Genomic DNA, 18,600 nt, shown 5'->3' on the forward strand with positions numbered 1-18,600 from the left:
GCCTGCCTTCGGGAAACTAGGCGGCGAGGGCGGACGGGGCCGCCTTGCCGAGGATCATGTCGGACGCCTTCTCGGCGATCATGATGGTGGGGGCGTTGGTGTTGCCGCTGACCAGCCGCGGCATCACCGAGGCGTCGACCACGCGCAGACCCTCCAGGCCGTGGACGCGCAGCTGCGGGTCGACCACCGCCATCGGGCCGTGGCCCATCTGGCAGGTCCCAACCGGGTGGTAGATCGTGCTGCCGCTCATCCGGGCGTACTCCAGCAGCATCTCGTCGCTCTGGACGTCGGGGCCGGGGTTCATCTCGTGGTCGACATAGGGCGCCAGCGCCGCCTGTTCGGCGATCCTGCGGCTGATGCGCAGGCTGGCGACGGCGACCTGCTGGTCGATCGGATCGGCGAGGTAGTTGGCGAAGATGGTCGGGTAGACGCTCGGATCGCTCGACTTGATTCGGATGTGGCCGCGGCTCTCGGGACGCAGCTGGCAGGGGCCGATGGTCAGGCCGGGCTGAGTCTCCAGCACCATCTTCTGCTCGTTGGCCAGCTTGTCGGCGTCCATCGTCGCCGGAAGGATGTGGTACTGGATGTCCGGGTGGGCGAGGTCGGGCCGCGACTTGCAGAAGGCCGCGATATGCGCCGCCGACAGGGTCAGCAGGCCCTTGCGCTGGAACAGGAACTTCATCGCCTCCCCGAGGAAGCGCCCGCCGCGGGTCAGCTCGTTCACCGAGATCACGCCCGGCTTCAGCCGGTAGCGCACGGTCATGACGTAGTGGTCCTGCAGGTTCTCGCCGACGCCTGCCAGGTCGTGGACCAGGTCGACGCCGTGCGCGCGCAGCAGCTCGCCGGGGCCGACGCCGGACAGCTGGAGCAACTGGGGCGAGTTCACCGCGCCGCCGGCCAGGATCACCTCGGCCTTGGCTCTGGCGACGCGCTGAACGCCGTCCTGCATGAACGCGACGCCGACGGCCCGCTTGCCCTCGAACAGGACGCGGGAGGCCAGGGCGCCGGTCTCGACCCGGAGGTTGGGGCGGCCCATCACCGGATGCAGATAGGCGACGGCGGCCGAGCAGCGCTGCCCGTTCTTCACCGTCAGCTGGTAGTAGGTCGCGCCCTCCTGCTCGCCGGCGTTGACGTCCTTCACCTTCGGAATGCCGGCCTGCTGGCAGGCGTCCATCACCGCGTCGGAGACCGGATGGGTCGTGGTGACGTCCGAGACGTTCAGCGGACCGCCGGTGGCGTGCCATTCGCAGTCGCCGCGCTCCTGGTGCTCGGCCCGGCGGAAGTAGGGCAGGACGTCGTCCCAGGCCCAGCCCTCGCAGCCCAGCTGCCGCCAGTTGTCGTAGTCGGCGTGCTGGCCGCGGATGTAGAGCAGGCCGTTGATCGAGGATGAACCGCCCAGCACCTTGCCGCGCGGCCAGACGTGGGTGCGGCCGCCGGTGCCCGGATCGGGCTCGGTCGTGTAGAGCCAGTTGACCTTGGGATCCTTCAGGGTCTGCGAGTAGCCGACCGGGACATGGATCATCAGGTTGGACAGGAACTGGCCGGGGTTCCTCGTCGGGCGGTCGTCGCCGCCGGCCTCCAGCAGCAGGACCTTGTGGCGGCCGTCGGCGCTGAGCCGATTGGCCAGCACGCAGCCGGCGCTGCCCGCGCCGACGATGATGTAGTCCGCCTCGATGGCCTGACTCATGCGCCGTTTCCCTGTGTTTCCGGACCGGCGCATCTGTCGCGCGCCTGATCGACGATCACCTTACGCGCGCGGAAGTCAGGAAGAAAAGGGCGCCGTCGCGGAAGCTGACGCGACGTCATGATTGCCGCCTCGCGGTCGCGGCGTAAGCTCCCTGCAACAACGAAAACACGACGGGAGGAAGCGGCGATGGAGCTCATCAGCCAGACCGCGGTCGAGGGGCGCCCGGGGCCCAACAACGGCCGCGCCTATCCGGTTCTGGACGGCGTCGACCTGACCGACATCGCCCGCTTCGCCCAGGGCCAGCCGTACGCCGACTTCGCCCGCATGCGCACCCAGGCGCCGGTGATGTGGCACGAGGAGACCCGGCTGGAGGGGCCGGGCTTCTGGGCCGTCACCCGCCACGCCGACGTGATGGCGGTGAACAGCGACGCAGCGACCTTCTCCAGCCAGCGGGGCGGCATCCTTATGGGCGCCGGCAAGCCGGAGGCGCGGCATGCGCTGCTGTACCGCGCCTCGATGGACGCCATGATCAACATGGACGCGCCGCACCACCTGCAGCTGCGCCGCGAGCACATGCCCTACTTCACGCCCGGCTATCTGCGCGGCCTGACCGAGCGGGTGAAGGGCGAGGTGACCCGTCTGCTCGACGCCATGGCCGGGAAGGGGGAGGCCGATCTGGTCGAGGACTTTTCCTCGATCCTGCCGCTGTTCACCCTGTGCGAGATCCTGGGCGTGCCGGAGGTCGATCGGCCGAAGTTCCTGACCTGGATGCACTATCTCGAGGAGGCTCAGAACCTGGCCATGCGCCAGGCGACCGAGGGCGTGGCGCCGTCGCTGGAGCTGATGCAGTTCATCGCCGACTTCAACGCCAACGTGGAGGAGATGTTCGACTACGGCCGCGCCATGCTGCTGAAGCGGCGGGCCGATCCGCAGCCGGACCTGATGAGCGCCATCGCCCGGGCCCAGGTCGACGGCGAATTGCTCAGCGACGAGTACCTGGACGGCTCCTGGCTGCTGATCGTCTTCGCCGGCAACGACACCACGCGGAACACCCTGTCGGGCTCGATGAAGCTGCTGACCGAGCACCCCGACCAGCACGCCCGGCTGGTCGCCGACCCGGGCCTGCTGCCGGGAGCGGTGAACGAGTTCATCCGCATGGTCAGCCCGGTGATCTACATGCGCCGGACAGCCACGCGGGACGCCGAGATCAACGGCCAGAGGATCGCCGAGGGCGAGAAGGTGATCATGTACTTCGGCGCCGCCAACCGCGACGAGGCGGTGTTCGCCGATCCCGACCGCCTGGACGTCTCGCGGGCCAACGCCGACAAGCACATCGCCTTCGGCTACGGCCCGCACACCTGTATCGGCAAGCGGGTGGCGCAGATCCAGCTGGAGGAGGCCTACCGCCAGATCCTGGCCCGCTTCCCCGACATGCGCTGGACCGGCGAGATCGACGTCGCCCCGAACAACTTTGTCCACGCCATCCGCAAGCTGGGCGTCAGCTTCACGGCGGAGCGGCGGGCGGCCTAGGCTCTTGCCTTCCCCCGCGTCCGCCGCTTTTCATACGCTCGTTTAAAGCCGACCGCCGAGGAGCCCCGCATGTCCGCCCCGACCTTCGAGACCATCCTGCTGGACCGCAAGGACGGGATCGCGACGATCACCCTGAACCGTCCCGACCGGATGAACGCCTTCACCGGTCAGATGATGATGGAGATGATCCAGGCCTTCGACATCACCGACGCCGACGACTCGGTGAAGGTGGTGGTGGTCACCGGCGCCGGCCGCGCCTTCTGCGCCGGGGCGGACCTGGGCAGCGGCGACAAGACCTTCGACTACGCCAAGCAGGACGGCAATCCGCGCGACAAGTTCATGGTCAACGGCGTCTACCGCGACGGCGGCGGCCTGCTGACCCTGCGCATCTACGAGAGCCTCAAGCCGGTGATCGCAGCGGTGAACGGGGCGGCGGTCGGCATCGGCGTCACCATGCAGCTGGCCATGGACATCCGCCTGGCCTCGACCGAGGCCAAGTTCGGCTTCGTCTTCGCGCGCCGCGGCATCACGCCGGAAGCCGCCTCGTCCTGGTTCCTGCCGCGGCTGGTCGGTCTGCAGCAGGCGCTGGAGTGGTGCTACACCGGCCGGGTCTTCCCGGCGCAGGAGGCCAAGGACGGCGGCCTGGTCCGCTCGCTGCACGCGCCCGAAGACCTGTTGCCGGCGGCCTACGCCCTGGCGCGCGAGATCGCCGACAACGCCGCCCCGGTGTCGGTCGCCCTGACCCGCCAGCTGATGTACCGCAACGCCGGTGCGCCGCATCCGATGGACGCCCACATGTCCGACAGCCGCGCGATCATGGCTCGCGGCGCCCAGGGCGACGCCAAGGAGGGGGTGATGTCCTTCCTGGAGAAGCGCCCGCCGGCCTATCCCGACAAGGTCTCGAGCGATCTGCCGGACGTCTGGCCCTACTGGGAAAAGCGCGAATTCAAGTAATCGTAGAAAGGCTTTCCAGAATTCGCCCCCATTGAGAACCGGACGCGCTTGCAGAGCGCGAAAAGGTGAGTCGCGTCGTTCAGCGAACGGCGCCATCCTGTGCTCCACGGGGACCGCCGAGGTCCCGGTGGAGGATTCGCCATGATGGAGCGAGTACTGAGTTGGACGTTCGGACTGATGCTTGCGGTGCTTCTGTTCGGCACCGGCATCTACAAGTTCGTGGGTCCTGACCCCAATCCCGTTTTCGGCCTGATCGCCGCCCGTTCAGGGATTGGGATTTTCGAGCCTTGGCTGCGCTACGCGACCGGCGTGGTCGAACTGATCGCCGTCTTGATGGTCCTGTGGCCGGCGACCCGGATGCGCGGCGCGCAGCTGGGACTGCTGGTGGCCCTGGGCGCTATCGTCTTCCACCTGACCCCGTGGCTGGGGATCCAGGTGCCGAGGCTGCCGGAACTCTCGGCCGCCCTGGCCGAAGGCCGGACGGCGGCGCAGATCGCGGCCATGAACCTGCCGACCGACAAGGGCGCCATGTTCCTGCTCGCCCTGGCCATCGCCGGAGTCGCGATCGCCAGCTACTTCACCGAGAAGGCCAAGCAGCGGGCGTCCGCGCCGAAGGCGCCGCGTCCGATGGGGGCCTTCGCCTGATCACGGAGGCTGGCCGCGGCGGAAAACCCGCCGCGGTCATCGCCGGTTAACACGGCTCTGCTCTCATCTCAGGCTGCGACGCCGCCGTGTCGCGCCACTGTTTCCGTTATCGTCTCCGTTTGATCCCTCGGCATGAGCGAGCCCGCCCTTAGACCTGTCTTGGACGCCCAAGACCTCGCCGCGGCGCAGGAGCCTGCCGCGGCGCCTTCGCGTTCGCGCGCCGCCCTGCTGAAGCGGCTGGCCGACGTGGTCTGCTTGCCGGGCAGCCGGGTCAACGCCTTCGAGCGGGCGATGACCGCCGATCTGTTGATCGAACTGCTCCGCGAGGCGGTGCTCGACGAGCGGGTCCGGATCGCGCGCCGCGTGGCCGCCGTCAGCGAGATTCCGACCAGCCTGGCCCGCCTGCTGCTCCGGGACGACCTGCCGGTGGCCCGAACCTTGATCGAGAACAGCGCCAGTCTGTCCGACACCGACCTGATCGATTGCGCCCGGACGGCGACGCCGGAGCACCGGCGACTGGTCGCGGCCCGCCGGGGCCTGCATGAGGCGGTGGTCGACGCGCTGATCGAGCCTGGTGAAGCAGCGGTGATCGAGTCCGTGCTGCGCAATGACCTGGCGCGCCTCAGCCACGCCGCCGTCGAGACCATCGTGGCGACGACGCGCGACAACCCAAGGCTGATCCCGCTGCTGCTGCGCCGATCAGAGCTGCGGCCCAGCCACGCCTATGTGATGTTCTGGTGGTCCGACGCCGACAGCCGGCGAACGATCCTTCAGCGGTTCGCGGTTTCGCGCGAGATCCTGCAGGAGGCCGTCAGCGACGTGTTCGGCATGGCGGCGGAAGAGAAGTGGCAGGATCCGCTCACCCGCAAGGCGCTGCAGTTCATCGAGCGGCGCCAGCGCAATCGGGCGGCGCTGGAGCGAAGCCCCTTCGAAAGTCTCGAGGAGGCGATTGTCGTGGCCTCCGAAAGCATGACCCGCGAAGTGGCCGAGGAGATCGCCTATCTCTCGGGTCTCAAGCCGATGACGGGGGCGAAGATCTTCACCGACGCGGGCGGGGAGCCGCTGGCGATCCTATGCAAGGCGACGGGGTTGCCGCGCACCGCCGTTCGATCGCTGTGGCGCGGCCTGCGCCGACCGGAGACCGACGCCTCGGGGGCCGTCGCGCCGGGGCTTGAACGGGTGCTGACTCTGTTCGACACCATCGCGGTCGATCGGGCCCAGACCGTGTTGCGGTACTGGAACTGGTCGCTGTCCTCGGCGCTGACGCCGGCGCTGATCAAAGCCATCCGCGAAGGCGACGAAGACGCCGTCGACGAATTTTCGCAACCTCAGCGCGCAGCGATGCTGGCGCTCGGCTCCGATTTCGGACGTCGTTGACAGTCTGAACGTTCGGAAATCTGACGTAGCAACGGCTTCGGTTCTTGACCGGTCTCGATCATTAGCTGGAGTATTCTGAATTCGTTGCTGGCATCCAAGCAGGTAGGTGCTTGTGTGCGGCAATATATCCCTATATGCACGCCACAACTGGATCGCGTGGGACCGATTCCAGTTGGGCTCAATCATTCCAGTGGTGGAACAAGGCCAGATGGAAGACAAATCGGCGATCATTGAAATGACGACGGACATTGTGTCCGCGTATGTCGGCAACAACACGGTTGCTGCGAGCGATATTCCGGGTTTGATTCAGAACGTGCACAAGGCGCTCAGCGAAGTCGCCACCGGCACGATCACGGTCGAAGTCGCGCCCAAGGAGCCTGCGGTTCCGGTGCGCCGTTCGATTACGCCGGACTATCTGATCTGCCTTGAGGACGGACGGAAGTTCAAGTCGCTCAAGCGTCACCTTCGCACCAAGTACAACATGAGCCCCGAGGAATACCGGGCGAAGTGGGGTTTGCCGAAGGATTATCCGATGGTCGCGCCGAACTACGCCAAGGCGCGCTCGGATCTGGCCAAGCAGATGGGCCTGGGCCAGGGCGGCCGTCAGGCGGCGCGCAAGAAGCGCTGAACTCCGACGCAGAATTGAAAAAGAGGGCGGCTGCTTCGGCGGCCGCCCTTTTTCTTTGGCCGCTCGCTTCCTTAGCTCTTCCGGTCCGCGGGATCGGTCGCCCGGCCCCAAGGCTTGACTCCGGCTGCGAAAGTTCGCCGCGCCCGGCGACTTTTCGCTTCCCCCGATTCGCCGGTTAAGCGATAGTGAATCACTGGGTGATTCCAATGGGTTGTTAAGGACTCTGTAGATGGCCGCGCAACTGGGCGCTTCCGCGACCGCCGCTCGCGCCCACGAGGAGTTGTTCGCCTACTGGGCGTCGCTGCGCCGGGCCGGCCGTCTGCCGTCCCGGGCGGACATCGACCCGGCGGGGTTCAAGCGGCTCCTGCCGACCGTCAGCCTCATCGACATCGTCCCCGGCGAACGCCGTGATTACCGCCTGCGCCTCGCCGGCACCGGCCTCTACACCGTCTATGGCCGCGAGATCACCGGCCGTACGCTGGGCGAGGTCTATGGTCAGCGCGTCGCCGAAGACTGGCGGACCGAACTCGACCGGATCGTCGAAGATCGCCGGCCGGGCGTGGGCTGCCACAGCCTGTCCTGGCGGGGCAGCGCCCACGCGTCCTTGCTCTGGTTGCGGCTGCCGCTGGCCAGCGACGGGCGCAACGTCGACATGATCCTCGGCTACGACGCCGTCGTCGGCGTTCAAGGCGATTCCGCCAGCGGCATCCGCGCCGCCTGACTGGACCTATCCCCGGCCTATCCCGATCCCGCGCCAGGGCAACCGCCCGCGCCGTATTGATAATTTTCCTATCGAGTCGCCTTGAATAGGAAAATTATCCACCCAATCTTCATCCCGACGACACTGGAGGAGAAGACCGGGCGAAGGACGCCCGGCCGGGAGGAGGCGAGTATGGCCGCGGCGCATGAGAGAGAAGACGACCCCTGGGGAGAGCCCCCTGAGTATCGGCGAGATCGGCTGGCGGCCGCTTTCGTCACCAGTCTGGTGGCCTGGACGCTGGACGTGCCGATGCGGGAGATGGCCGCGCGGCGGCGATCGACGGCGGCGGCCTCGCGCGGCCGGCAGGTCGCGATCTATCTGGCGCATGTGACGTTGGCCTGGTCGATGTCGCGGGTGGCCACGGCCTTCGGACGGGATCGCACCACCGCCAGCCACGCCATCCATGTGGTCGAGGATCTGCGGGACGACGCTGCTTTCGACGCCCTGCTGACGGCGCTGGAGGCCAGCATCCGCCATGCCTGCGAAGCGCCGGCGGCGGCATGATCGAGATCGATCGCATGACGGCTCGGGCGGGCGTGATCCTGTCGCAACCCGGGGCCTGGCTCGAGGCCGACGGACAGGGCGGCTACCTCGTGCGCTCGTCGCCCGATCGGCGGCGACGCGCCGCGCTCAGGCTCTGTGAGGCCGGCTTCGTCGCGCTGTCGCGGGAGCCGGGCCTCAGCGTCCGGCCGGAAGGCGGCTGGCGCCTCGTCCGCGCGGCGAGGCCGGCGACCTTGCCCGCCGCAAACCGGCCCAGCGTGGTCGAGGGCGTCCGAACCTGCGTGGGGCCGGACGGCGCCGTGACCCAGCGGGCGGTGAACCTTGGGGAATCGCCGATCGCCTGGTTGGCCCGCCGACGCGATGCGAACGGCCGGCCCTGGTTGAGGCCGGTCGAGATGGTCGCCGCCGAGAAGCTGCGGGACGACTTCACTCTGGCCGGGACGGTCGGTCGGCTGACCATGGCCTGGGACGCCGGGCCGAAGACCAGGGGCGGACGTGGTCCCGGCGTCGATCCGGCGGAGCGCGCCAGGGCGGCCAAGGCGCGGATCGCGCGGGCGCTGGACGACGTCGGCCCCGGGCTGCGCGAGGTTCTGGTGAAGGTCTGTTTCGCTGGGACGGCCCTGGAAGCCGCGGAACGCGACCTGGGGCTGCCGAGACGGGCGGGCAAGACGGTCCTGAAGCTGGCGCTGGCTCGCCTGGCCCGGCACTACGGCCTCGGCTGAGCCGCTAGGCGGCCAGGGCCTGGGCGTCCCGGGCGATCCGCGCCGCCATCGACGCCAGGCCGTTGGAGCGTTGGGTCGACAGGGCGCCGCTCAGGCCCAGCGTGTCGAAGGCCGCCTTCGTGTCGAAGCGGGCGATGTCCGCGGCCGGCCGGCCGGAAAACAGCCGCAGCAGAACCGCGATCAGCCCGCGCACGATATGGGCGTCCGAATCTCCACGGAAGATGATCGCGCCGTCCGCCTGGGGCTCGGTGACCAGCCATACCTGGCTGGCGCAGCCCCGCACCTTGTTGGCTTCGCTGCGCTCGGCGTCGGTCAGGGGCGCCAGCTCGCGACCCAGCTCGATCACGTAGCGATAGCGCTCCTCCCAGTCCCCGAGCAGCTCGAACTCGGCGGCGAGGTCTTCCAGGGCGGTGTCGATCGTTTCAGCCATACGCCGGGGACTTAGGGCGGCGTCAGGCGGCGGGCAAGACCACACAGGCGCGCAGGCCGCCGCCGACCGCCGGTTCCAGCCACAGGCGACCGCTCATGGCCTCGGCCAGCAGGACGGCGATGGGCAGGCCCAGGCCCGCGCCCTGTGTCGACCGGCTGAGTGCGTTGTCGCCCTGTTCGAAGGGGTTCATCATCCGCGGGATCTCGGCCGGGTCGACCCCGTCGCCATGGTCCCGGATCGCGATCTCGACGGTTTCGCCGCGCGGGGTGGCGGAAATCTCGATCACGCCGCCGACCGGACCGTAGAGCGCCGCGTTCTGAATGAGGTTGGCCAGCAGGGTCCGGAGACCCTTGGGATCAGCGAAGACCGAGGGCAGGGCGCCGTCGTCGGCCACGGCGAGCGTCGCCTGGCGTTCCGTCAGATCGCCCTTGAGCTGGTCGCGGACGTCGTCGAGGGCATGGTCCAGCGCGACCGGGCGCGGGACGATGTCGACGGGCTGGCCCTGGAGTCGCGCGACCTCCAGCACCTGGTTCACCAGCTTGAGCAACCGATAGCCGCTGTCGCGAACGTGCTCGGCGTACTGGCGATACTGCGGCGCGCCGAGCGGGCCGTAGAGTTCGCCGGCGATGATCTCCGAGAAGCCGATGATGGCGTTCAGCGGCGTCCGCAGCTCGTGGCTGGCCGTCCGCAGGAAGGCCCGTTTGGCCTCGTCGAGGGTGGCCGCCCGCTCGACGAGCGTCGTCTCGCGCCGGTCTTCGTCCGCGCGCGGGATGTCTTCTGGCCTGCGCGCCGTCTGCGGCATGGTAAGCGTCGCCCTCTGTGAGCGTGACAGACGGCGACCTTGCGCCAGCGCGCTTACGATTCTGTTTCCGTCCACAGTTCGAGCGGCGAGTTCCACCCCTTTGCCGTCGCCCCCGGCGCGAGCGGTCTGGAGGCGACTCTCCAGGGCGTCTAGTCTGGGCGATCAAGGCTCCGTCCGCGGGGCGAAGGGATGAAGGAACCGGTGACCGAAAGCGCGACCGACGACGCCGAGACCGGCCGCGTCGCTTCGGCGGCGCGCCTGGGTTCCGTTTCGGCGCAGCGGCTCTGGTTCTGGAGCTGGCTGGGCCTTGTCGGCCTGTCCGTCGTCCTGCTGTGGTTGGCGTTTCCGGCGTCGGCCTGGCCGGTGGTCCCGGCCCTGATCGCGGGCGGGCTGCCCGCGGCGGTCAGTCTGTTTCCCAATCGACCGCTCAGCGAGCGGGGCATGGGCCTGATGCTGGTGGTCTGGGGCGTCGGCGGCGCGCTGGCCTGTCTGCTGGCGGGAGGCGTCGGCGGGCCGCTCGGCCCGTGGTGCCTGGCTCCGGTCGCCGCCGCTTCGGTCTATGGCGGCCGCCGCCGGCTCGCCGAGGGCGCGGCGCTGTCGTTCATGGCCGCCCTGGTCTCGGCCCTGGCGGCCCTGTCCGGGCTGGCGCCGACGTTGCCGGCGGAGGGCGCGGGGTTCTGGCTGGGCCTGCTGGCGCTCGCCACCACCGGACTGGGTCTTGGGGCAGGGTTGATCCTGGCCGAACGGCGCGCCGCCCGCCGCGAGCTGCGCCGCGATGACGAGGTCGAGCGCCTGAGGGCCATTCTCGAGGAACAGCCGGCCCTCATTCTCTCCCTGTACCCGCACGGCCGCGTGCGGGCCCTCTACGGCCAGCCTCCGGAAGGCGTGTCGCGCGATCAGGTCCGGGAGCTGGGCCTCCCCGCCGCGGCGCTGCCCGGCGCCGACCGCCTGGCGGTGATCGAGGCGCTGAAGCTCGCCATCGCCGAGGGCCGGGCCGAGACCGGCTTCGCGCCGGCGGGAGCCATGGACCGCTGGGCGGGCCTCACCTTGCGCCGGGCGGAGGAGAACCTGCTGCTGGCCATGGTGCGCGACGCGACCGCCGAGCGCGCCCGCGAGACCTCCCTCGATCAGGCGCGCCAGGACGCCGAGGCGACCACGGCCGGCAAGTCCCGCTTCCTGGCCAACATGAGCCACGAGCTGCGCACGCCGCTGAACGCGATCATGGGCTTTTCCGACATCATGCGGGCGCGGATGTTCGGCCCGCTGCCCGACAAGTACGCCGAGTACGGCGAGCTGATCCATGAGTCCGGACAGCACCTGCTGGATTTGATCAACGACGTTCTCGACATGTCCAAGATCGAGGCGGAGCGGTTCGAGCTCTCGCGCGAGGTCTTCGACGGCCGCGAGGCGGTTTCGGCCGCCCTGCGGTTGATGAGGCTTCAGGCCGACGGCGCCGGGGTGGCGCTGCGCGGCGTGCTGCCGTCCGAGCCTCTGACGGTCGACGCCGACCGCCGCGCGATCAAGCAGATCGTCCTGAACCTGGTGTCCAACGCGCTGAAGTTCACGCCCAAGGGCGGAACCGTGACCGTGACCGTCCAGAGCTTCGAGGATCTGCTCGAGCTGATCGTGGTCGACACCGGCGTCGGCATTTCGCGCGAGGATCTGGAGCGGCTGGGGCGCCCCTACGAACAGGCCGGCGACGACACGCGGCGGCAACTCGGCACGGGCCTGGGCCTGTCCCTGGTGCGCTCCTTCGCGGAGCTGCATGGCGGCGAGATGGTCATCGAGAGCGTGCTGGGCGAGGGAACCACCGTCAGCCTGCGTCTGCCGGTCGTGATGCGACCGGCCAGCCAGACCCCGCCGCCGGCCGGCGGCAACGTCATAGCCTTCAATCCGCGCGGCTGAGCTAGCGCGGCGAGACCTTCAGGAAGGCGCGGCCGGCGGCGAAGTCCCCAACCTCGACATAGGCGCGGCGCACCTGATCGCCCCGCGGACCGCTGAACAGGAAGTCGACGGCGACGGCTTCGCGAGGGTCCAAACCAGCCAGCGCGTCGGCGCTGCGCTGCGGGAAGCGATACAGCCAGCCGGACTTGGCGCCCGTCGGCAGCAGGCGCTCTGAAGCAGGACTGCGCTGCTCGGCGGCGAAGGCCTGGGTGGCGCTGGACGGCGGTATCCGTGCGGACAGCGGCAGGCGGCCCTTCAGCCCGCCGCGGCGCGCGTCCAGATAGGCCTGAGGGGCCCGGGCCGGGTCGCGCATGACCAGTCGCGCGGCATAGGGCGTCGCGCCGTCGGCGAAGCTGACCGAGGCCAGGACGGCGCCGACTCCCTCCTTGCCCGCCAGGCCGAAGACCATGCGGTCGTGGCCGAAGCCGGCGGTCTGCGACAGCCGCCACAGCGGCGCTTCGCGCGAGATGGTGCGGTCGCCCCGCCAGCCCGCGACATCGCCGGGCCAGGTCATGCGGATGAGGCGGGCATAGCCTTCGAACGCCGACCGCACCCGGCCCGCCGCCACCTGCAGGTCGCGTGAGCCGCAGTCGGTCTGAGCCGCCCGGCCGCGGGCGCGCTGTTCAATCGCGTGGAGGGTTTCGGGCGAAGCGCCGCCGCGCAGGACAGCGCCGCGCGCCTGGGCCCGGGCCGAATCGAGCGCCGCGCCGACGGAGGGGTCGAACAGCCGGCAGCGCGCGTCGGCGGCGGTCATCAAGGTGCGTTCGTAGAGCAGATCGGCGGCCCCGCCGGCGGCCAGGGCCGTCGTCGCCAGAACCAAGGCCGCGACGCCCGTCGAGAGTCCCGCGAAGGTTCGCACGCGTCTGCGCGGGCTCGTCATGATCCGGTCTTTTCCCGTATGGTCGGCGATCTTCGACCGAAGCCTTAGCCGGGGCGGGTTTCGGTCCGGTTAGCGCGGGGTCGGCTTGCTTCTTTCCACGGACATCTGGGTCGGCGCCCTCATCCGCCGGGCCGAGCAGGGCGGAGCCTTCGCGGCAGTGGCGCGCAAGGGCGATCCGCGCGCCGGGGCGGTGCTGGTCAAGGCGATCAACCGGCGAGCCGGGACGGCGCGGCTCTACAGCGAAGCCACCCGCGGGGACGGCGAGCGGGTCTGGATGCAGCCGGCCCGATCCGAGAACGAGCCCGACCTGGACGCCTACATCGAGCGCGCCCTGCGCATTGATCCCGACCTGTGGGTCGTGGAGATCGAGGACGCCGAGGGCCGCCATTTCCTGGTCGAGACCGTCGAGAAGAGTTAGCCGGGTGGAAAAACGCGCGGTCAGATCCCGTTAACCGCGTTCTTACACGGAACCGAAAGCGACCCTGGCCCACTATGGGGACCGTCAGTTTTCAGTTCGCAGCCCCCGCCAATGCTCTTCCTGATGAACGAGGTCGTCCTGAACCTCGCGGCCCTCGACCTGGCGCCGCCCATCGCGGCGCGCCGCTTCGCCAAGCTGGACCTGCAGTTCGTGAGCCAGCTGGGCGCCGAACTGTACTCGGAGGAGCCGCTGCTGCAGCGCGTGGCCCCCGATCGGGCCATGCGTCTCGCCGCCCTGATCGTCGCCAAGGCTCCGGAGGTCAACGCCGCCCTCTTCGTCTCGCCGTCGAAGGGCTGTCCGCATGATCAGGTGCAGGTGCGCTATGCCTCCATCGGTCTGGAGGTGATGGGCGTGCTCTATGACCGCCAGCGCCATGGCGCGCTGACCACGGTAGAGGCCGATCGTCAGGTCTGGCGCCGCCTCGCGGCCTAACGACCGCTTTCCCGACGCTGGCGTCTGGCCCTAAGGTGCGTTCAAGTTGAGCGTGCGAGGGCCGGGGGGCTTTGGGGATGTCTGGGTTCAGGTTTTGGGTGGCCGTCGTTGCGGCGGCGGCGCTCTGTGCGCCGGGCCTGGCGCAGGCCAAATGGCTGAAGGCCGAAAGCCCCAGGTTCATCGTCTACGGCGAGAGTTCGGAGCGTAGCCTGCGGGAATACGCCGAGAAGCTCGAGATCTTCGACTCCGTGCTCCGCTACAAGCATGGCATGGACCTGAGCGGCGCGCCGCCGCGCAAGCTCGAAATCTATCTGGTCGCCGACAACGAGGGATTGCGGGAGGTCGAGCCGGCCCTCGGCTCCGGCATCGCGGGCTTCTATTCGCCCGGCATGGGCGACATCTTCGCCATGGCCATCCGGGACCGCGAGCCGGACTTTGTCGTCCTGCACGAGTACGCGCACCATTTCATGCTGCAGTACTTTCCCTACGGCTACCCCGCATGGCTGGTCGAAGGGTACGCCGAGTACTTCGCCCAGACCGTGATCAACGGCGACAAGGTCGAGGTCGGCAGGCCGAACAACGTGCGCAGCTATTCCCTGCTGAACGCGCACTGGCTGCCGTTCAAGGATCTGCTGACCAAGCGGACCAGCGACCTGAAAACAGGCGAGATGGACTCGTTCTACGCCCAGTCATGGGCCCTGACGCACTACCTGATGAGCGATCCCGCCCGGAACAAGCAGCTCGACGCTTACATGAAGGCGGTCGGGGCCGGGGGCGACCCGGCCAAGACGATGGAGGCGGTTACCGGGCAGGATCTCGACGCTCTGCAGAAGGCCGTGCGCCGGTATGCCGGAGGACGGCTCGCCTTCGCCAGCTTGACCCGAAAGGGCTTTGCGCCGCCCCAGATCAAGGTCGAGGCCCTGCCGTCGTCGGCGGACGACCTCCTGCTGGCCTACCTGCGCATGCGGAGCGGCATGAGCAAGGACGAGGGCGAGGTCTTCGTGAAGACCTACGTCCGTCCCCGCGCGGCCAAGCACCCCGGGGATCGGCTGGCCGAACTGGCCCTGGCCTACGGCGAGGTCTGGTTCGCCGATCGGGCGGCCGGCGAGGCCGTCCTGAAGCGCATGATCGCGGCCGACCCGAAGGACGCCGACGCGTTGAGGATCCTGGGCGTCAGCCGGGTCATCGAGGCGGGCGAAGACGGAGGCGACGTCCGCGACGAGATGCAGGAGGGCGGCAAGCTTCTGGCCAGGGCCCACGCCGCCCGGCCCGGTGACTACCGCACGCTCTACTACTACGCGATCAGCCGTCAGATCGAACCGGACTATCCCTCCGACAACACGCTCAATGCGCTCTCGGCCGCCTTCGACCTGGCCCCGCAGGTGCCCGAAGTGCGGATCATGTTTGCTCGAGCGCTGATGCTGGAGAAGGAGTGGGAAGAGGCCCGCGTCGTCCTGATGCCCCTGGCCAACAGCCCGCACGGCGGAGGGGCCGCGGAGGCCGCGCGCAAGACTCTGGAGCAGGTCGACGGCGAGATCGCGCGCGTGAAGGGCAAGGCTGCCCCGTGACAAACGGCGGCGGGACGGCTAACCCGCCGCCATGTCCACCTCCGTCGCTCTCGAAGCCGCCCGCCGGCGCACCTTCGCCATCATCAGCCATCCTGACGCCGGCAAGACCACCCTGACCGAGAACCTGCTGCTGGCCGGCGGGGCGATCCGGGCGGCCGGCGCCGTGCGCGCTCGCGGCGAGAACCGCCGCACGCGGTCGGACTGGATGAAGATCGAGCGCGAGCGCGGCATCTCGGTCAGCGCCTCGGTGATGACGTTCGACCACGAAGGCCTGATGTTCAACCTGCTGGACACGCCGGGCCACGAGGACTTCTCGGAAGACACCTACCGCACCCTGACGGCCGCCGACGCCGCGGTCATGGTTCTGGACGCCGCGAAGGGCATCGAGCCTCAGACCCTGAAGCTGTTCGAGGTCTGCCGCCTGCGCGACATCCCGATCGTCACCTTCATCAACAAGATGGACCGCGAGGCGCAGGATCCCATCGCGCTGCTGGACGAGATCAGCAGCAAGCTGGCTCTGGATCCCGCGCCGCTCTACTGGCCGGCCGGCTCGGGCGGGCGGTTCAAGGGCATGCTGGATCTGCGCGGCCAGAAGTTCATCCCGTTCGGCAAGAACCGGGAAGAGGGCCATCCCGACCCGGTCGCCTTCAATTCCAACGCCATCGTCACCCACCTCGATCCCGACGAGCAGGGCGAGCTGGAGGAAGCCTCGATGCTGGTGCAGGAGGCGTCCAAGCCGTTCGACGTCCAGAGCTTCATCGAGGGGCATATGACCCCGGTGGTGTTCGGATCGGCCCTGCGTCACTTCGGCGTCGACGAGCTGCTGGCGACGATCGCCGCCTATGCCCCCGCGCCCAAGCCGCGCGCGGCCGAGAAGGGCGGCGCCGAGACCCATGTCGCGCCGGGCGACCCGGAAGTCAGCGGCTTCGTGTTCAAGGTCCAGGCGAACATGGACCCCAACCATCGCGACCGGATCGCCTTCTTCAAGCTGACCAGCGGCAAGTTCACCCGCGGCATGAAGCTGAAGACCTTCTCGACCGGCGTGCGCGGCGAGACGCCCAGCAAGCAGATGAGCGTCAACGCGCCGATCATGTTCTTCGCCTCCGACCGCGAGCTGGCGGAGGAGGCCTACGCCGGCGACGTCATCGGCATTCCCAACCACGGCGTGCTGCGGGTCGGCGAAAGCCTGTCGGAGACCGGCACGCTGCGCTTCGCCGGCCTGCCCAACTTCGCCCCGGAAATCCTCCAGCGCGTCCGCGTGAAAGACCCGCTGAAGGCCAAGCACCTGAAGAAGGCGCTGGAAGGCCTGGCGGAGGAGGGCGTGACCCAGCTGTTCCGCCCGGACATCGGCTCGGACTTCATCGTCGGCGCCGTCGGTCAGCTGCAGTTCGAGGTCATGGCCGACCGCCTGTCGAACGAGTACCAGCTGGACGTCATCTTCGAAGCCTCGCCCTACGCCGAGGCGCGCTGGTTGACCGGCGCGACCGCCGACCTGGAGGACTTCCACTCCAAGCACCGCACGGCGATGGCCACCGACATCGACAACGACACGGTGTTCCTGGCCAAGTCGGCCTGGGAGATCGGCTACCTCGGTGAACGCTTCCCGAAGGTGGCCTTCCACCGGAGCAAGGAGCGGAGCTGAGGCGTCTGCGGGCGCTCCTCCCCTGACGGTTGAAACCCGGCGCCGAACTGTGGCGTCGGCGCGCCAGCGCCCCGAAGTTTAAGTGGGTATTAACCACGTCGGCGCCGTTAACCACTTGTTAAGTCTGTCGGACCGGAGTTTGCTCCGCCCCCGAAAGCCGTCGGCCGGGTGTTCCGGCCTGGGACGGGTTTCGCCAAGGGGGTGGCGCGCCATGTTCGAATTCGGTCGTGAGTTGCGTCGCCTGCTGGCCGGAGAGCCGTTCGCGGGCGCGTTCCAGGAGGGGCTGGCGGGCGGTGACCCGACCCTGCTCGAGCTGCTCGACATCAACCTGCTGACCCGCGAGGCGCGGTCGGCCGATTTGGCCGCCGGGCGTCCAGGGCTCAAGGACCGTCCGGCGCGGCTGCTGCAGTCGGCGGTGACCTGGCGCGAGCTGGCCCGCCGGTCGGGCGATCCCGCCGCGCTGCGCAAGGCCGCCGCCGCCGCGGAGGCCGCCGTCAAAGGGTTTCAGGATACGCAACGCCAGGGGGGCGTCGCGCGGGCGCGCGCCGAGCAGGGGCTTTGCGCCCTGCTCGGCGCCGACCTGTTCGGAGATGACGGCCTGGTCGCCGCCGCCGAGCGGGTGCTGTGTCAGGCGGCTGAAGCCAGCGGCGTCGGCGCGGCTCTCGCCGCCGCCGCCCTGGCCGGTCTGAGGGGCCGCATCGCCGTCGCTCGTGGAGACGCCGCCGAGGTCAACGCCGCCGCCGCCGCCTTCGAGGCGCCGCTGGCGGCCCTGGCGGCCTCGGGACGCGCCAGCGCCGCGGCGCGTCTGGCGCTGTCGGAACAGCGCGTCGCCCGCGCCGATCTGCTGGCGACCGCGGCGTTGCGCCTGCGCGACCGCGACCTGGCCGAGCATGCCGTGCGCGAGACGCGCGCGGCCCTGGCCGGGCTGGACCCAGCCTTCGAACCGCTGAGCTACGCCCGCGCGACGGCCGCCTATGGAGCGACCCTGACGACGGCGGCTGAGATCGCCGGCGAGGTCGAGCTGGCCGCAGACGGCGTCGACGCCCTGACCGCGGCGGTCGCGCATGTCGACCGTGATCACAGCCCGCTGGACTGGGCGGCGATCCAGGCGCAGCTCGGCCACGCGTTGCTGGTGCTGGGCGAGACCACCGACAGTCCCCAGGCTTTCGAGCAGGCCATCACCGGCTTCGACCGCGCCAACATCGTGCTGCGCGACCAGACGGCTCTGCCGCTACGCGCGAAGGTCGCCGCCGGGCGCGCCCAGGCCCTGGGACGGCAGGCGGAGCTGACCGGGGATCTGGCCATGCTCGACATCGCGGTCGCGGCGCTGAAGACCGAACTCTGCGGGCAGCGGCCGTCGGCCGACCCGGCCGCCTGGGCCGTGACCCAGCTGAACCTGGCCCGGCTCTACGAGATCCGGGTCGAGATCACCGGCCGCGACGACGGCTCCCTGAGGTCCGCGGCGGCGGCGCTGGCGACGGCCTTCGACGTCTTCGCCGAGGAAGGCATGCGCAGCCTCACCGACCTGGCCGCCCAGGCGCTGGAGCGGCTGCGGGCTCGCGCCGCCGCGGCCTAGGGCGCGGCAGGGCCTCGTCGCGACGACTGCCCACCGCGGCTTCC

Annotated in this window: 18 protein-coding genes; 14 read left to right on the plus strand and 4 right to left on the minus strand. The window is 69.5% G+C overall.

The features are described 5' to 3' along the window. Positions 1-16 precede the first annotated feature (16 nt). Positions 17-1,687 (minus strand): GMC family oxidoreductase, encoded by a 1,671-nt coding sequence (locus CSW64_RS05790; protein ID WP_099621212.1) that lies wholly within the window; start codon positions 1,685-1,687, stop codon positions 17-19. A 186-nt stretch (positions 1,688-1,873) separates the two neighbouring features. Between CSW64_RS05790 and CSW64_RS05795 the strand changes: the two genes are divergently transcribed. From CSW64_RS05795 to CSW64_RS05830, 8 genes are all read left to right on the plus strand, one after another. Then, positions 1,874-3,217, plus strand: coding sequence for a cytochrome P450 (locus CSW64_RS05795; RefSeq protein ID WP_099621213.1), 1,344 nt, complete (start codon positions 1,874-1,876; stop codon positions 3,215-3,217). Positions 3,218-3,286: 69 nt separating this feature from the next. Beyond that, a complete protein-coding gene (locus tag CSW64_RS05800) occupies positions 3,287-4,171 on the plus strand; it encodes a crotonase/enoyl-CoA hydratase family protein (protein ID WP_099621214.1) in 885 nt (294 codons plus the stop codon). Between the two features lie 141 nt (positions 4,172-4,312). Further along, positions 4,313-4,816 (plus strand): hypothetical protein, encoded by a 504-nt coding sequence (locus CSW64_RS05805; RefSeq protein WP_099621215.1) that lies wholly within the window; start codon positions 4,313-4,315, stop codon positions 4,814-4,816. A gap of 132 nt (positions 4,817-4,948) precedes the next feature. After that, positions 4,949-6,193 carry a DUF2336 domain-containing protein gene (locus CSW64_RS05810; protein WP_099621216.1) on the plus strand — a complete coding sequence of 415 codons (1,245 nt, stop codon included), beginning with the start codon at positions 4,949-4,951 and terminating at the stop codon, positions 6,191-6,193. A gap of 208 nt (positions 6,194-6,401) precedes the next feature. Then, positions 6,402-6,821 carry a Ros/MucR family transcriptional regulator gene (locus CSW64_RS05815; RefSeq protein WP_099621217.1) on the plus strand — a complete coding sequence of 140 codons (420 nt, stop codon included), beginning with the start codon at positions 6,402-6,404 and terminating at the stop codon, positions 6,819-6,821. Between the two features lie 229 nt (positions 6,822-7,050). Continuing rightward, positions 7,051-7,542, plus strand: coding sequence for a motility/cell cycle regulatory protein MopJ (gene mopJ / locus CSW64_RS05820; protein WP_099621218.1), 492 nt, complete (start codon positions 7,051-7,053; stop codon positions 7,540-7,542). Between the two features lie 171 nt (positions 7,543-7,713). Beyond that, entirely contained in the window at positions 7,714-8,085 is a 372-nt protein-coding gene (locus CSW64_RS05825) for a helix-turn-helix domain-containing protein (protein WP_099621219.1), read from the plus strand. Beyond that, positions 8,082-8,804, plus strand: a complete 723-nt coding sequence (locus CSW64_RS05830) for a DUF6456 domain-containing protein (protein ID WP_099621220.1) — start codon at positions 8,082-8,084, stop codon at positions 8,802-8,804. The genes CSW64_RS05825 and CSW64_RS05830 overlap by 4 nt, the downstream gene beginning before the upstream one ends. 4 nt (positions 8,805-8,808) lie before the next feature. Here the strand turns inward: CSW64_RS05830 and CSW64_RS05835 are convergent, their stop codons facing one another. Together CSW64_RS05835 and CSW64_RS05840 are read right to left on the minus strand one after the other, a co-directional pair. Beyond that, on the minus strand, positions 8,809-9,234 hold the full coding sequence (locus CSW64_RS05835; RefSeq protein ID WP_099621221.1) for a SufE family protein: 426 nt from the start codon (positions 9,232-9,234) through the stop codon (positions 8,809-8,811). A gap of 22 nt (positions 9,235-9,256) precedes the next feature. Then, positions 9,257-10,036: a sensor histidine kinase gene (locus tag CSW64_RS05840; RefSeq protein WP_099621222.1), complete on the minus strand. Its 780-nt coding sequence runs from the start codon at positions 10,034-10,036 to the stop codon at positions 9,257-9,259. A 201-nt stretch (positions 10,037-10,237) separates the two neighbouring features. On the opposite strand from CSW64_RS05840, the gene CSW64_RS05845 reads away from it, so the two are divergent. After that, positions 10,238-11,941, plus strand: coding sequence for a sensor histidine kinase (locus tag CSW64_RS05845; RefSeq protein WP_281258639.1), 1,704 nt, complete (start codon positions 10,238-10,240; stop codon positions 11,939-11,941). Position 11,942: 1 nt separating this feature from the next. Here the strand turns inward: CSW64_RS05845 and CSW64_RS05850 are convergent, their stop codons facing one another. Then, positions 11,943-12,860: a hypothetical protein gene (locus CSW64_RS05850; RefSeq protein WP_099621224.1), complete on the minus strand. Its 918-nt coding sequence runs from the start codon at positions 12,858-12,860 to the stop codon at positions 11,943-11,945. Positions 12,861-12,945: 85 nt separating this feature from the next. Here CSW64_RS05850 and CSW64_RS05855 point away from each other — a divergent pair, with 85 nt between their 5' ends. The 5 genes from CSW64_RS05855 to CSW64_RS05875 all read left to right on the plus strand — a co-directional run bounded on the left by CSW64_RS05855 (position 12,946) and on the right by CSW64_RS05875 (position 18,556). Beyond that, positions 12,946-13,278: a DUF1491 family protein gene (locus CSW64_RS05855; protein WP_099621225.1), complete on the plus strand. Its 333-nt coding sequence runs from the start codon at positions 12,946-12,948 to the stop codon at positions 13,276-13,278. A 123-nt stretch (positions 13,279-13,401) separates the two neighbouring features. Beyond that, a complete protein-coding gene (locus tag CSW64_RS05860; RefSeq protein ID WP_172448474.1) occupies positions 13,402-13,770 on the plus strand; it encodes a hypothetical protein in 369 nt (122 codons plus the stop codon). A gap of 98 nt (positions 13,771-13,868) precedes the next feature. Beyond that, entirely contained in the window at positions 13,869-15,338 is a 1,470-nt protein-coding gene (locus tag CSW64_RS05865) for a hypothetical protein (protein WP_099621227.1), read from the plus strand. A 31-nt stretch (positions 15,339-15,369) separates the two neighbouring features. Next, entirely contained in the window at positions 15,370-16,980 is a 1,611-nt protein-coding gene (locus CSW64_RS05870) for a peptide chain release factor 3 (RefSeq protein ID WP_099621228.1), read from the plus strand. Positions 16,981-17,191: 211 nt separating this feature from the next. Then, entirely contained in the window at positions 17,192-18,556 is a 1,365-nt protein-coding gene (locus CSW64_RS05875; protein WP_099621229.1) for a hypothetical protein, read from the plus strand. Positions 18,557-18,600 lie beyond the last annotated feature (44 nt).

This window comes from Caulobacter mirabilis (assembly GCF_002749615.1).
GTDB lineage: Bacteria > Pseudomonadota > Alphaproteobacteria > Caulobacterales > Caulobacteraceae > Caulobacter > Caulobacter mirabilis.